19 protein-coding genes and 1 pseudogene are annotated in these 12,733 nt (G+C 50.8%); 18 read left to right on the top strand and 2 right to left on the bottom strand.

Translation table 11 applies throughout. The features are described 5' to 3' along the window. Positions 1–37: 37 nt before the first annotated feature. Complete coding sequence (locus tag ACNA05_RS07915) at positions 38–721, top strand: XRE family transcriptional regulator (RefSeq protein ID WP_415810905.1); 684 nt, start codon at positions 38–40, stop codon at positions 719–721. 107 nt (positions 722–828) lie between these two features. Further along, entirely contained in the window at positions 829–1,038 is a 210-nt protein-coding gene (locus ACNA05_RS07910; RefSeq protein ID WP_415810904.1) for a hypothetical protein, read from the top strand. Here the strand turns inward: ACNA05_RS07910 and ACNA05_RS07905 are convergent. After that, the gene (locus ACNA05_RS07905) at positions 1,016–1,141 is read right to left on the bottom strand and encodes a hypothetical protein (protein WP_415810903.1); all 126 of its coding nucleotides are present in this window, start codon (positions 1,139–1,141) and stop codon (positions 1,016–1,018) included. The two genes, ACNA05_RS07910 and ACNA05_RS07905, sit on opposite strands and share 23 nt — an antisense overlap. Before the next feature lie 69 nt (positions 1,142–1,210). Further along, on the bottom strand, positions 1,211–1,579 hold the full coding sequence (locus tag ACNA05_RS07900; RefSeq protein WP_415810902.1) for a thermonuclease family protein: 369 nt from the start codon (positions 1,577–1,579) through the stop codon (positions 1,211–1,213). A gap of 151 nt (positions 1,580–1,730) precedes the next feature. On the opposite strand from ACNA05_RS07900, the gene ACNA05_RS07895 reads away from it, so the two are divergent. From ACNA05_RS07895 to ACNA05_RS07825, 16 genes and pseudogenes are all read left to right on the top strand, one after another. Then, positions 1,731–2,120, top strand: coding sequence for a hypothetical protein (locus ACNA05_RS07895; RefSeq protein ID WP_415810901.1), 390 nt, complete (start codon positions 1,731–1,733; stop codon positions 2,118–2,120). Beyond that, on the top strand, positions 2,117–2,389 hold the full coding sequence (locus ACNA05_RS07890; RefSeq protein ID WP_415810900.1) for a hypothetical protein: 273 nt from the start codon (positions 2,117–2,119) through the stop codon (positions 2,387–2,389). Before ACNA05_RS07895 ends, ACNA05_RS07890 begins: the two co-directional genes overlap by 4 nt. Then, positions 2,389–2,706 carry a hypothetical protein gene (locus ACNA05_RS07885; protein ID WP_415810899.1) on the top strand — a complete coding sequence of 106 codons (318 nt, stop codon included), beginning with the start codon at positions 2,389–2,391 and terminating at the stop codon, positions 2,704–2,706. Before ACNA05_RS07890 ends, ACNA05_RS07885 begins: the two co-directional genes overlap by 1 nt. A gap of 273 nt (positions 2,707–2,979) precedes the next feature. Beyond that, positions 2,980–3,780 (top strand): hypothetical protein, encoded by an 801-nt coding sequence (locus ACNA05_RS07880; RefSeq protein WP_415810898.1) that lies wholly within the window; start codon positions 2,980–2,982, stop codon positions 3,778–3,780. Next, positions 3,780–4,028, top strand: a complete 249-nt coding sequence (locus tag ACNA05_RS07875) for a hypothetical protein (protein ID WP_415810897.1) — start codon at positions 3,780–3,782, stop codon at positions 4,026–4,028. Before ACNA05_RS07880 ends, ACNA05_RS07875 begins: the two co-directional genes overlap by 1 nt. Next, positions 4,025–4,396: pseudogene (locus tag ACNA05_RS13870) on the top strand (DUF7666 domain-containing protein); the annotation flags it as partial. The gene ACNA05_RS07875 and the pseudogene ACNA05_RS13870, both read left to right, overlap by 4 nt. Before the next feature lie 245 nt (positions 4,397–4,641). After that, a complete protein-coding gene (locus tag ACNA05_RS07870) occupies positions 4,642–5,781 on the top strand; it encodes a DUF2800 domain-containing protein (protein WP_415810896.1) in 1,140 nt (379 codons plus the stop codon). Positions 5,782–5,808: 27 nt separating this feature from the next. Then, positions 5,809–6,354: an ssDNA-binding protein gene (locus tag ACNA05_RS07865; RefSeq protein WP_415810895.1), complete on the top strand. Its 546-nt coding sequence runs from the start codon at positions 5,809–5,811 to the stop codon at positions 6,352–6,354. Beyond that, entirely contained in the window at positions 6,351–8,453 is a 2,103-nt protein-coding gene (locus ACNA05_RS07860; RefSeq protein WP_415811267.1) for a DNA polymerase family A protein, read from the top strand. Before ACNA05_RS07865 ends, ACNA05_RS07860 begins: the two co-directional genes overlap by 4 nt. Positions 8,454–8,456: 3 nt before the next feature. After that, positions 8,457–10,079, top strand: a complete 1,623-nt coding sequence (locus ACNA05_RS07855; protein ID WP_415810894.1) for an SNF2-related protein — start codon at positions 8,457–8,459, stop codon at positions 10,077–10,079. After that, positions 10,076–10,318 carry a hypothetical protein gene (locus ACNA05_RS07850; RefSeq protein WP_415810893.1) on the top strand — a complete coding sequence of 81 codons (243 nt, stop codon included), beginning with the start codon at positions 10,076–10,078 and terminating at the stop codon, positions 10,316–10,318. The genes ACNA05_RS07855 and ACNA05_RS07850 overlap by 4 nt, the downstream gene beginning before the upstream one ends. After that, positions 10,315–10,950, top strand: a complete 636-nt coding sequence (locus tag ACNA05_RS07845; protein WP_415810892.1) for an HNH endonuclease — start codon at positions 10,315–10,317, stop codon at positions 10,948–10,950. Before ACNA05_RS07850 ends, ACNA05_RS07845 begins: the two co-directional genes overlap by 4 nt. Continuing rightward, complete coding sequence (locus tag ACNA05_RS07840) at positions 10,950–11,507, top strand: 3'-5' exonuclease (RefSeq protein WP_415810891.1); 558 nt, start codon at positions 10,950–10,952, stop codon at positions 11,505–11,507. The genes ACNA05_RS07845 and ACNA05_RS07840 overlap by 1 nt, the downstream gene beginning before the upstream one ends. Beyond that, positions 11,507–11,890: a dATP/dGTP diphosphohydrolase domain-containing protein gene (locus ACNA05_RS07835; RefSeq protein WP_415810890.1), complete on the top strand. Its 384-nt coding sequence runs from the start codon at positions 11,507–11,509 to the stop codon at positions 11,888–11,890. The genes ACNA05_RS07840 and ACNA05_RS07835 overlap by 1 nt, the downstream gene beginning before the upstream one ends. Further along, positions 11,881–12,495 carry a J domain-containing protein gene (locus ACNA05_RS07830; protein ID WP_415810888.1) on the top strand — a complete coding sequence of 205 codons (615 nt, stop codon included), beginning with the start codon at positions 11,881–11,883 and terminating at the stop codon, positions 12,493–12,495. Before ACNA05_RS07835 ends, ACNA05_RS07830 begins: the two co-directional genes overlap by 10 nt. Continuing rightward, positions 12,492–12,659: a hypothetical protein gene (locus ACNA05_RS07825; protein WP_415810887.1), complete on the top strand. Its 168-nt coding sequence runs from the start codon at positions 12,492–12,494 to the stop codon at positions 12,657–12,659. The genes ACNA05_RS07830 and ACNA05_RS07825 overlap by 4 nt, the downstream gene beginning before the upstream one ends. Positions 12,660–12,733 lie beyond the last annotated feature (74 nt).

Genomic DNA, 12,733 nt, shown 5'->3' with positions numbered 1-12,733 from the left:
TTAAGTGGTTTACCTAGTAACCATGAAAGACTCGGAGATGATTGAGCGCATCGAACGCCGTCTAAAAGCGGTTGGTTTGTCAGCGAGTGCGGCGTCCACGGAAGCAGGCCTTTCGATTGATTTCATTCGCAATATGAAAAGAGGGTTGAGTAAACATCCGAGCGGCGAAAACTTACAAAAACTAGCAGACGTGCTTGAGACTACAGTGGGCCATCTGATGGGTTTTAACGAACATTCAGAAAGAGCTGACGACGATTTGAGCGGCAACGGCGCGCGGTACACCGATGACGAATCTGGGGACGAACAGGGTGTAGTCCGGGTGCCTTCGTACGGGTTCCGTGCCGGAATGGGCGGCGGAGGCGTAGTGTTGGATGAAGCCCCGTTATATCACTGGCCTGTTAGAGAAGAGTATCTAAAAGCTGTACGACTATCGACAGCCGATTTGGTTTCTATAGAAGTTGAGGGCGATAGCATGTCCCCCAGTCTAGAGTCCGGCGATCAGATCATGATTAATCGCAAAGACAAGAACCCTGCCCGGGGCGGGATATTCGCAATTTTTGATTCGGACACCCTAGTAGTAAAACGAATAGAGAAGATTCCCGGAACAGACCCGATTATGCTGCGATTGATCTCAGATAATCCGCACCACAATGCTTATGACGTAATAGCGGATGATACCGCAATTGTCGGCCGCGTGGTTTGGTATGCGAGAAGGCTCTAGGTGCAGCCGAGATGGTGGGCTGAGCATAGGAAACCACGCCCCAATAACAACCCAGAAACCCGAAGTCAGTTAATTTTATAGTAGAAAAGCAAAGAAAGGAATGAATTATGTCATTCAATAAAATTACGATCTCCGCCGATGTAATCAGCGAGAGAAGCAATATCACCTTCCGAAAGGACAATCTCACTGGAAGACTAAACATTCAAAATATGCCTGTTGATTTTGCTGACTGCACAACCAAAGAGGCGGCAGAAAAGGCCGCAAAAAAGGAAGCCCTAAAGCTTTTAAAGGAAGCTATTGATTCTCTAAAAGACTGAGCGCTTCTTCAGCGAGCATTTTTGCCGCTGCGGCTTCTGTTTCAACATTGTCAAGCCTCTCCACAAGAGCTTCGTATTCGGCTTTATCTATTTTCTTTTCCATGTCGATAGATATAGCCTATTGAGCTTGCGGTGTCTATCGGATGTTGCGATATTGACATTCTTGGCGACCTCAACACCACCGCTCATCCTTAGGCGTCGCAATCCACTCCTTGGAATACCGAACCGCATACCCCTGCTCTAACATGGTCTGCCCATAATCTTCGCCGTCGACGCCAATACGCGCGATCAACCGGCCCCACTTCCCCTTTTTACCTGTCGTATATATCTCGACCACCCTGCCCTCCAGTAGCGCCCGAGCGTAACCCTTGGCCTCATAGCCGAGATTGCGTTCCCTGCGGCAAGACGCCGTTCTGGTTTCGGGCGTGTCTATCCCGTCCAGCCTCACCTTCGTGACGCCAAACAACGGCTCCGACAGCTCGATTGTGTCTCCGTCTATGACGCGTTCGATGATGATTTGGGGTGCTGGGAAGATGTCCATGGGTTCGAGTAGCACACGTAAACACGGGTTTTAAGGAGGAAAGAGCTGGATCGCTGAAAATAAATAGGTAGATTTACCTATTATTGATTGACTTCGGTATATTTACCTACTACTACAGTTCTCGTAAACCGAAAACACGAGAACACGATACATGCGACACCAACCTTCTATACCGAAAAGAGCGAGAGTCTCTTTCAACCATTCACAACAGAAGCAGCGCCAACAGGGCAATCAGGCTTCGATCAACATTGAATTGGAAATTAAAAGCGCGGCGTGTCTTCGATCGCTCGACGATAATCTGGATCATGCTCATGGCAATATCTCCGATAAAGAGTGTGTAAAACTTGCCCATGAGTGTGGGGTGCGGAAGTCTTCAGCTTCCGCACCCATCACGAGCGCGAAGTTATCGGGTTCACGGATTAACGATTTATCGGATGACGGGTTTTCGCTTTTACGCCGGGTTTTAGGTCGGGCGAGACCGTTGAAGTTTCTATCTGCTGTAAATGACGGCCGGAGTCAATTCGGGGGGCTTTCAGCATGAACGTCCTACAATTCACCCACCCGAAACACGGAATCCGATACGTAGCCCGTTCAGGCGACCTCCCCGGCTATATTCCCGGAGGTTTCTCCCTCACAAGCGATGCGTCAAAAGCTCTCCGGTTCGAGGGACACAATCTTAACAAGGTAACCAGTCCAAAAGGCAGATTGCGAGACTGGCTTATTCTTTCACGTTGGCATGACCCGTTTTGCCAGGAAGCAACCGACCGAATTATTCCGGCTTCTGAAATACTAGAAGCGGAGGTCGCGTAATGACCTCGATTAAACAGCTCGACAAACTCAATATGCGTCAGCTTTGCCGGTGGCTCTCAGAGCAATCAGATCGCGATGTCAGCTTTGTCGAATTTGATGGAACACGGCTGCATTTCGGCGTTCAGGAAAACTGGACACTCCGGTCTGTCGATCTGAACGGGACGGTGCACCCAGCGGGGCGCGTTGCCTTAGGAGGCTACCCCAAATATTTCTCTATGGCGTGTTATCCCTGCCAGATTGCCGATGGCGACGCCGTTTTTATGATCCGCAATCATCTCACTCAAGAGCCGCACAATCGGTTCGGGACGGCGGCGTAATGGCTTTTTCCGATATTACAACGCCTGACTATTGGGACTGCGAATGCCCGACGGACTACGTCCACCGCAGTTTCGTTTCTTCCTGTCACCTGTGCGGCGCTTTGCGCGAAGAACAACCTGACTCAAGGCGCACCGAAGTAGACCAATTGGAGACTGTATAATGCTATCTCGTAAAGTCGTTAAATACGCCGCAGAGTCTCTCACCCTTGTTTTCGCCATGGGCGTTATGGCCGCTTGGGTCATACTTCTCGGTGTTTTTACGGGGGCTTTATAATGCCCGCCGTCCCCGACCTGTATTCGCCGCATGACAACCTGCACGGAGAGGCTCTTATCAAAGAGTTCCGTCTGACGGACAATCCGGATGTCGCAGTTCTGTGCCGCCGACTGGCTACTTTTCTCGACGAGGATTCCGATGCGGAAAAAGAAGTCAGCCGGATTGACGAGATGCTTAACGAAGACGGTTGGGACTGTGTCGATGACGTTATCTCGTCACTGAAAGAGGACCAATCCGCAATCACCGAAGCAGGTTTTGACGACCTGCACGAATTAATTCTCGCTTATCAGAAAAAAGAACAAAGGGCTTTGGAAGCAGATGAGCTGGAAACTCTTTCCGAAGAACAAGTGCACGAAATCGACCGCCTTCGTGCGGAAAACAAATCATTCACTGAAACCCTAACCCTAATGGAGAACGCCATGCTTGAAGAGAAAATTGAAAAGCTGATTGAAGCGCTGGAACGCAATACCGCCGCCCATGAAAAGACCGCCAAGATGCCCCCTGCTTCGTCGACTAAACCGAAGAAAGAAAAGGCAGTGGAGAAAGCCCCTGCGAAAACCACGGTCAAAGAACCGGACACTTCCGAAACGGAAGAAAGCGAAAACAAACTTTCCGATACCGACGTGAAAAACAGGCTCATTGACTATCAGGAATTAGTTGGTCGCGACAAGGCGAAAGAGCTTTTGACCTCGTTCACGAAAGGGGGTGCAGCCAAGTTTAGCGCCTTACCAGAGAGTAAATACCAGGACGCCTTCGACGCCTGCACCGAAGCTCTTAAAGCCGCAAAGAAGGCTTCGTAATGCCGACTCCAGCCACACCTTATTGGGACTGGCCTGAGAACGCGCATCGTCGAAGCCGCGCTTCTATCCGGCAACTTTCTCAGAAGCTTCGGCCTTCGCACTTTTCCATCGGAGGAAAATCGCACCGCGTTCTTAATCCGATAACCGGCGCGATGGAGACGAAGAAAATTCCGGCAACTTTGGTCGAGAATGATCGTCAGGATCACACCCGTGAACGACGAGAAAAACTCAGAGAGGACGCGAAATGACTGAAGAACAGAAACCAATTTTAGCTTTTAAAGCCTTTAATTCGGATATGACTTGTCGAGGGTTCCAATACGAAGTTGGAAAAACCTACGATCACGAAGGGTCGATATCAATATGCAGAAGTGGGTTTCACGCCTGTCCAGCACCTTTTTCTGTTTGGGGCTATTATCCTCGAAGTCCGGAAACACGTTATGCCTTGGTTGAGCAAAGCGGAGAAGTAGAAGCGGACGGGGATAAAACAGTCTCTTCGCGAATAGCGATTAAAGCCAGCCTCGACCTTGCCGGAATGTTTAAAGCGCAGGTCGAGTGGGTTCGCAACACTATTAAAACGGCGACCACTGGCAACAAGGCACATTCGGCGACCACTGGCNACNNGGCACATTCGGCGACCACTGGCTACGAGGCACATTCGGCGACCACTGGCGATAACAGTATAGCCGCCTCTCTAGGCCGTTCTGGTCGCGCAAAAGCCGCATTAAACTCTTGGATTGTGCTCTCTGAATATGACGATGATGGAAACCTTCTTTCTGTGCAAACGGCAGAAGTAAACAACCAGGAAATCAAAGCAGACACATACTATCGACTTGTCGATGGAAACTTCAGCGAGGTAGAGTAATGGCCCAGCACGCAAAACTATCAGCTTCAGGAGCGCACCGTTGGATGGCTTGTCCCGCGTCCGTTCAACAGGAAGAAGGCCTGCCAGATACCTCAAGTGACTATGCACAAGAAGGCACTGACGCCCACGATTTGGCAGAGCATTTCTTGAAAAACAGACGCAATGCGGCTGACGATATTGATACGATTGAAACGGACAGTTTCACCGATGCCCCAGAAGAAGTCGCTGAGTATGTCCAGATGTATCTCGACTATGTGCGTGGTCTCCCGGGTAAATTATTCACCGAGCAACGTGTAGATTTCTCTCCATGGGTGCCAGAAGGTTTCGGCACAGCCGACGCGATTGTTCTTAATGAGAACATAGCCCACGTCGTGGATCTGAAATACGGCAAAGGCCTGCGAGTGGACGCAGAACAAAACCCGCAGGCTCTTCTATATGCATTGGGTGCCCTTAACGAGTATGGCTACCTATTCGACGAGATAGACACGTTCCGGCTTGTCATTGTCCAGCCTCGGCTAGACCATATCAGCGAATGGGACATATCCCGTAAAGACCTGATGGCTTGGGGAGAATCGACCAAGGCAGTTGCTGAGGAAGCCGCAAGCGGAAACGGACGTTTCAATCCGGGCGAGAAGCAATGCCAATGGTGTAAAGCAAAAGAGTTTTGCAAGCCCCGTGCCGTCAAAATTTTATCTATTGCTTCTGAAGGCTTTGAAGCCGTTGGCGATCCAATTGAGCCGACCCCAAAGGACAAACTCACCCTCGATGAAATCGCTGAACTTTTACCTCATTTCGGCGAACTCTCTAAGTGGATGAGAGACTTGGAAGGCTTTGCCTATAATCTGGCTATGCAGGGCCAAGACGTGCCTGACCATAAGCTCGTAGAGGGCCGCTCGATGCGCAAATGGGGTGATGAAGAAGCCGCAGAGCGAAAATTGAAACGCGACCTTGGCGCGACGAACGCTTTCACCAAAAAGCTTCTTTCTCCGGCTCAAGCTGAAAAGGCTTACGGCAAAGAGAAAGACAAAATCCAATCATACATAACCAAACCAAGCGGGAAACCTACGCTTGTGCCCGCCTCGGACAAACGTCCGGCCATTGAAATTGACCCAACCGAAGGTTTCTCGGCGGTCGCTTAAATTCGCAACACGAAAGGACGTTTAACAATGTCACAATTTATCTTTATCAAAGGGGCCAGAGTATCGTTCCCCCATCTTTTCACAAAGCCGATTATCAACGGCGACGAAGGAAGCTGCGGGGCCACATTGATGCTGGACCGCACCAAGCACAAAGCCACGATTGAGAAAATCAAAGCTGACGGCGAGGAACTTCGTAAAAACGCCCTCAAAAACGCTCGGGTTCCTGACGACAAATGGTGTCTTCGCGCCGGAGAGGACAAAGGCCGTCCTGAATACGACGGTTACGATGTCGTTTCTGCCAATAACCGCGGACGACCGACAGTTATCGACGGCACCGGAACTGGCGTCGTTACCAATGAGGAAGACAATAAGATTTATGCGGGCTGTTATGTGAACGCAAAAATCCGACTCTGGGCGCAAAATAACAAATACGGAAAGCGCATCAATGCTGAACTCGTATCGATCCAGTTCTCGGCAGACGGTGAACCCCTGGATTCTTCATATGTGAGCGTGGACGAAGCGATGGAAGGCTTTGGCGCCACGGGCACAGATGACGACTTTCTGGACTCATAATCAAAAAGCTTAAGAAAGACCGGCCCGTGATTTATCTCGATACAGAGACTTATAACGCAGAGAAAGACATCTCCGCAGGCACGTATGAATATACGCGCACATGTGAGGCGATGCTTGTTAGCTATGCGTTTGATGACGGGCCGGTGCACCTGTGGGACTGCACTGACACCAGCGAAATGCCCGCGAATTTGCGCGAAGCCTTAGAAGATGCAGGGCATTCCATCATAGCGCACAATGCAATGTTTGACAGAAACGTCATTCGGTACGCTCTCGGCGTTTATACCAAACGGTCGCGTTGGCGCTGCACGATGGTGAAAGCCATGGCTCACGGCCTCCCCGGGAGTCTCGACCAGATAGGCGTAATCCTTGGCTTGCCTTCCGATAAGGCGAAACTGAAAGCGGGAAAGAAACATATCCAGCGTTTCTGCAAACCTGCACCTAAAAATCATAAGGCTGATAGATATACCAGAGAGACCCATCCGGAAGAATGGGCAGGGTTTTGCGAGTACGCGGCTGCGGACATCACTGCGATGCGCGAAATTGATAAGCGTCTCCCCAGCTGGAACATGAAAGAAAGCGAACTAGCGCTTTACCATCTGGATCAAAAAATAAATGACCGCGGATTTGCCGTCGACACGGACCTTGTAGAAGCCGGAAGCCGCGCGGCGGCCACAGAGAAAATAAATCTGGCAAAAAGGTTCGTGGAACTAACCGGCGGCGCGGTCCAGCGGCCTACTATGCGGGAACAGTTCCGTGTATATTTGAACGACAGGTTCGATCTCTCTTTAGACAACACACGGGCACAGACCTTTCGCGATATGTTGAAAGCAGACAACGCACTGCCAGAAGACCTTCGAGAGTTGATGCAGATTTCAATTCGTTCGAACAAGACGTCTACCGCCAAATATAAAACCCTAGCACCCGCAGTTTCACCGGATGGCCGCTTTCGAGGCGGTTTGCAGTATGCAGGGGCCGCCAGAACCCGCCGTTGGTCTGGGAGAACGTTTCAGCCTCAAAACCTGCCCAGCCGCGGTCTGCCGGACGCTGTCTCTGTTGATTGCTATATCCGTGCGTTGAAAGCCGATATGCACGAGGACCTATTTGACAATCTCATGCTATATGGGAGCGCGGCTTTGCGCGGGGTCGTTGTGGCTCCGGAGAATAAGAAACTGGTTGTCTCTGACTTATCCAATATCGAAGGCCGCGCGAACGCTTGGCTGGCAGGCGAAACTTGGAAACTGGAAGCCTTTCGCGCTTTTGATCGCGGAGACGGTCCCGACCTCTATAAAGTTGCAGCAGGTCGTATTCTGGGCAAAGACCCCCTTAAAGTTAATAAGCCTGAACGGAACGGTCTCGGCAAAGTGTCAGAGCTGGCTTTCGGCTATCAGGGCGGCGTCGGTGCTTGTCAGAATTTTGCTAAAGACCAGATGGCGGACCTCATGCCTATTATCCAAGCCAGTGCGGGACAGTTTGTCGCCCGCGCAAAGGATAACTGGGTGATCTGGGGCGAAGAGCGAAACGAGGGGTCGGACACATCTTATGACGAATGGATTGCCAGTGAATCTGTCAAACTCGCTTGGCGCGATCGCCATCCGGCAATCTGTTCGCTTTGGAAAGCATGCGAGGAAGCCGCTCGTTTAGCTCTTAAGAATAAAGGGCGTGTATATCGCGCGGGGCCAAAACTCCGGTTTAAAACCCTCCAGTTTGCCGGACACACATATCTTTTAATGAAGCTGCCCAGCGGTAAATTCTGTTGTTACTTTGAGCCCAGGCTTACGAGAGACGGGACGCTGACTTATATGCGCGTCAATCCCCTCACCAAGCAGTGGGAGCGTTCAGCCTCTTATGGCGGGGTATTCGTCGAGAACGCCTGCCAGTCGCTTTCCCGGGATATTCTTTGCGAAGGCATGTTGCGAGCAGAAGATCGCAATTACGAAATCATTCTGACAGTTCACGATGAACTGGTCACCGAAACACCTGACACAGCTGAATTTAACGCTCCGGCGCTGTCATCCCTCCTCGCGACTGTTCCTGACTTTGCTGAAGGCTTCCCTTTGGCGGCGGCTGGGTTTGAAGCCGCCCGATACAGGAAGGATTAAACAGTGTCTGAGTCCCACATTCAGAAAAAGGTTGGCGAGTTTGCGAAGGCGCAAGGATGGCGTGCCTATCCGTTCAGGTCGGTCAATCACAACGCCATTCCTGACCGCATATATTTTCGTAAATCCCAAACCAAAATGATCGAATTTAAAGATGCCGGGGAAGAACCGACACCTTTACAAGCCTATGAAATAAGAGAGCTTCGGGCGGAAGGCATGGACGTCCATGTTATTGACAATGTCGAGGACGGCAAAGATGTCTTCCGTCTCCAAAGAGATATGTTGCATGATTACCAGCGGCGCGCCGTGCAGTTCGCCAAAGACCACCCAAAGTGCGCATTATGGATGGATATGGGGCTGGGTAAGACGGCGACCACGCTGACAGTAGCTGTCGACCTTTTGGAAGAGTTTGAGTTTGAGAACGCCCTTGTTATTGCCCCCTTACGTGTAGCCAAATCTGTCTGGCCGTCCGAGGTGACCAAATGGGCGCACACGAGAAAACTGGTCGTCAATAATCTATGCGTCCCCGCTTCCAAGCGTAAAAAGGCCTATGAGAAACCCGCGGACATTCACGTCATCAATCGCGAGTTAGTCACGAAACTCGTCGAATATTGGGGGCAAAACTGGCCCTATGACTTCGTTATTATAGACGAGTCTTCAAGCTTCAAGTCCCACCAGTCCAAGCGGTTCAAATCGCTTAAAAAGGTGCGAAATAAAATAGAGAGAATGATACAGCTGACCGGGACGCCCGCAAGCAACGGACTGCACGACCTTTGGTCTCAAATCTTTTTACTCGATGGCGGCGAACGCCTCGGAAAGACCATCACAGCCTACCGTAGAGCTTACTTCGATCAGGATTACCACGGCTTCACATGGACTCCGAAAGACGGCGTAAAAGATAAGATTTACCAGAAGTTGGACGATATCGTTCTGACATTGTCGAGCGAGGATTATCTTTCTTTACCGCCTTATATTCTCAATCGAGTAGAACTCGATATGCCGGCCGACACCGCCAAACAGTACAAAACCTTGGAAAAGGATTTCATCCTAGAACTTGAAGATGCAGATGTCACCGCCCTTCATGCGGCCTCTTTGACGAATAAACTCTTACAGTTTGCCAATGGGGCGATCTATTCGGGCGACGCAGACGAGCGCATCACGGTCAATGTTCATTCCTTAAAACTGGACGCGCTGAGCGATATTATTGATGAAGCCGCAGGGTCGCCCGTCTTAGTTGCGTACAACTACAAGAGTGACGCCGAACGGATCCAAAATCGGTTTAAGCAAGCTGTTCTATTGGACGCTGACAACGCCACAATCGAGAAATGGAACGCGGGTAAAATACCTCTCTTACTCGCTCACCCCGCAAGCGCCGGCCACGGTTTGAACCTCCAGGACGGAGGCAATACTCTCGTTTGGTATGGGTTGAATTGGTCACTGGAACTCTATCAGCAGTTCAATAAGCGCCTGCACCGACAGGGCCAGACCAAACCCGTCATAGCACACCACATCATCATCAAGGACAGCGTCGATGAAACAGTCATGGCGGCCTTAGAAGCGAAGAACACGACGCAAAAAGCGCTTTTGGACGCCCTCAAGAAAGACGTGAAACGGAGAACAACCCCATGAAGAACAAGCTATCAGACCTTAACAATCACCTATTCGAAACTCTCGACTTCCTGAATGATAGAGATATTGACGGAGAGAAGCTTGAAACTGAGATCAAGCGGGCGAAGGCCATTACGGACGTATCCGACAAGATTATCCAAAATGCCAATCTACAACTGAATGCGGCAAAACTCATGGCGACGCACGGCGCCGGAGTATCCGCGAACCTTCCCATGATTGAGCAGAAGCCAAAACCATGAAGGGACGGCAAATAAACTATAGTGAAGAAGAGCTCGCGTTTCTACGTAGCCACGCCAAAACGCCCCGTCGCAGGCTTGCTGAGCTGTTTAACGATGCCTTTGGTCGCAATGTCTCTCTGGAGAACATCAAGGCCAAATGTACGCGGATGGGCCTGAAAACGGGTCGAACAGGTTGTTATTCCAAAGGCCATGTCTCTCATAACAAAGGACGAAAAGGGTGGTGCGCTCCCGGTAGTGAAAAGGGCTGGTTCAAAAAGGGCACCCAGCCGCCAAATCAACGCCCTATAGGTTCAGAACGCGTCTGCCCTAAAGATGGTTATATTCTCATCAAAATAGACGAGACAAACCCCCATACCGGGCACCGTGGCCATTTCGTGCTGAAACATCGGCACCTATGGGAGCAGCAGAACGGCCCAGTTCCTGAAGGATACTTTCTGAAATGCCTGGACGGGAACAAACTCAACACCTGCCCTACGAACTGGGAGTGCATGCCCAACGGCATGAAAACGCGCCTCGTCGCAGGAAATGCAGGACGCGAGTATGACAACGCGCCCGTGGAACTGAAGCCAACAATCTTGGCGACGGCGAAAGTCGAGCAACGTCTTTACGAATTAATAAAGGAGAGAAAGTAATGCCCCAGAATTTCACGGATTGCATGATCGATTTCGAGACGATGGGGCCCACACCAGACAGTGTTGTGTTGCAAATGGGTTGGTGTTTTTTCAATCGTAAAGACAACGAAAAGCCGGTTGGGTTCCGCCGTATGTTTTGCCAACTCGAACAGAAGATGCTCGGCAGAACTGTCACGCCTTCGACAGCCGACTGGTGGGAAACCCAAGACCAAGACCTTTTCCAGAGAGTTTCTTCCGGGAAAGATGAGATTGAGGACGTTCTATCAGATTTTACAGCCTCATGGCAGAAACATGCGATCGAGAGCACTTGGCTCTGGAGTAACGGCCCGGCTTTTGATGAACCGATTCTGGTCAGTCTGTATAATTCTATTGAACAGCAAACGCCGTGGAAGTTTTGGAATAGCCGGTGTCTGCGAACGCTAAAAGCCACCAGTCCTTTTGTAGCGGGCTTTCGTGCTTCGGAAGCGCATGACGCGCTGAACGACGCTCTGGCCCAGGCGAAGACTGTCAGAGCGATATATCAGAAACTTGATGAGCTGAAACGGGAGACGAACTGATGGCGAAAACAAACCCAAAAGCTTTAGCAGGCCGCCAGAAAAGGCAATTCCAGTTTCTGCCAATTCCGGTTTTGAATGAAATCGCAGAAGGCATGGCCGAAGGCGCACGAAAATACGGAGCATATAACTGGCGCGAAAAGCCAATTGAAGCATCGGATTATTATGACAGCACGATGCGCCATCTAACGGCTTGGATGAGCGGAGAGGATGTTGATCCAGATAGCGGCGTCCACCACCTATCAAAAGCAATTACAGGCTTGGTCGTCGTAAGAGATGCCGTTTTGAACGGCTCGTTCATCGATGACCGACCAAAGCAGAAAAACCAGTCGCCAGACGTGGTCGTCCCTAACATTTTGACGAAAGGCGGACTCCAATGTCAGTAGATGCTTATCCCCTCTCATGGCCCACCGCATGGCCTCGCACGTCAGAACACGAACGTGAGGAGGGTCGTTACAAATACCGCACGAATAGCGGTTTCCTCAGCATGTATAAGGCCCAATCGGGGTTATACTCAGAGCTGGAACGCCTCGGCGTCGAAAGCGTGATTGTGTCGTCCAACCTCGTACGAAACCTCGACGGCTCTATTCGCAGCGGACAGCGCAGACCGGAAGACCCGGGCATAGCGATTTACTTCAAATGGAACGGTAAAGACATGGTTATGGCCATGGACGACTTTATCGAGCCGGAGTGCAATGTTCGCCGCTTGACGCTTGCCATAAAAGCCATGCGAGACCTTGAGCGTAATGGCGGCGGCACAATGATGGAGAAAGCCTTTACTGGCTTTGCCGCCCTTCCCGCCCCTATGAGCGGCGGCGGTGATTGGCGCGCTGTCTTAAACTTCCGTTTCGACGAATATCCATCAGGCGAAGAAATTCGGACGCGGTTCAAGAGTATGGCCAAGCAACACCATTCCGACAAAGGCGGAAATGATGTGGACATGGCTGCGCTAATTCAGGCGCGCGATGCGGCTTTGGGGAGTGTGGCATGATGGGAAAATCAACTGAACAACCGCAAAAAGACGCGCAACCCAGCCCCTGCCCGCCCGCCGTAAAAAACATAAATCGCCACCTCATCGCCGTAGGGCTTCCCGCAATCTGGCAAGGTTTCAATCAAATGACTGATGGAGAAGAAGTTGACCGATATAATAATTGAGATTGCAGCCAAAATTATGTTGGGAGTGCTCTGTGCAGGGGGTTTTATGGCATTTGAGGACACTGGAAAGATTT

This window comes from Litorimonas haliclonae, assembly GCF_965138505.1.
Classification (GTDB): Bacteria; Pseudomonadota; Alphaproteobacteria; order Caulobacterales; family Maricaulaceae; genus Litorimonas; species Litorimonas haliclonae.
The sequence above is the reverse complement of the archived record's forward strand: the minus strand, read 5'-3'. Positions and strand labels throughout refer to the sequence as shown.

Coding starts and splice junctions, on each gene's coding strand:
- ACNA05_RS07915 (WP_415810905.1), top strand. CDS start 38: ATGATTGAGCGCATCGAACGCCGTCTAAAAGCGGTTGGTTTGTCAGCG.
- ACNA05_RS07910 (WP_415810904.1), top strand. CDS start 829: ATGTCATTCAATAAAATTACGATCTCCGCCGATGTAATCAGCGAGAGA.
- ACNA05_RS07905 (WP_415810903.1), bottom strand. CDS start 1,141: ATGGAAAAGAAAATAGATAAAGCCGAATACGAAGCTCTTGTGGAGAGG.
- ACNA05_RS07900 (WP_415810902.1), bottom strand. CDS start 1,579: ATGGACATCTTCCCAGCACCCCAAATCATCATCGAACGCGTCATAGAC.
- ACNA05_RS07895 (WP_415810901.1), top strand. CDS start 1,731: ATGCGACACCAACCTTCTATACCGAAAAGAGCGAGAGTCTCTTTCAAC.
- ACNA05_RS07890 (WP_415810900.1), top strand. CDS start 2,117: ATGAACGTCCTACAATTCACCCACCCGAAACACGGAATCCGATACGTA.
- ACNA05_RS07885 (WP_415810899.1), top strand. CDS start 2,389: ATGACCTCGATTAAACAGCTCGACAAACTCAATATGCGTCAGCTTTGC.
- ACNA05_RS07880 (WP_415810898.1), top strand. CDS start 2,980: ATGCCCGCCGTCCCCGACCTGTATTCGCCGCATGACAACCTGCACGGA.
- ACNA05_RS07875 (WP_415810897.1), top strand. CDS start 3,780: ATGCCGACTCCAGCCACACCTTATTGGGACTGGCCTGAGAACGCGCAT.
- ACNA05_RS07870 (WP_415810896.1), top strand. CDS start 4,642: ATGGCCCAGCACGCAAAACTATCAGCTTCAGGAGCGCACCGTTGGATG.
- ACNA05_RS07865 (WP_415810895.1), top strand. CDS start 5,809: ATGTCACAATTTATCTTTATCAAAGGGGCCAGAGTATCGTTCCCCCAT.
- ACNA05_RS07850 (WP_415810893.1), top strand. CDS start 10,076: ATGAAGAACAAGCTATCAGACCTTAACAATCACCTATTCGAAACTCTC.
- ACNA05_RS07845 (WP_415810892.1), top strand. CDS start 10,315: ATGAAGGGACGGCAAATAAACTATAGTGAAGAAGAGCTCGCGTTTCTA.
- ACNA05_RS07840 (WP_415810891.1), top strand. CDS start 10,950: ATGCCCCAGAATTTCACGGATTGCATGATCGATTTCGAGACGATGGGG.
- ACNA05_RS07835 (WP_415810890.1), top strand. CDS start 11,507: ATGGCGAAAACAAACCCAAAAGCTTTAGCAGGCCGCCAGAAAAGGCAA.
- ACNA05_RS07830 (WP_415810888.1), top strand. CDS start 11,881: ATGTCAGTAGATGCTTATCCCCTCTCATGGCCCACCGCATGGCCTCGC.
- ACNA05_RS07825 (WP_415810887.1), top strand. CDS start 12,492: ATGATGGGAAAATCAACTGAACAACCGCAAAAAGACGCGCAACCCAGC.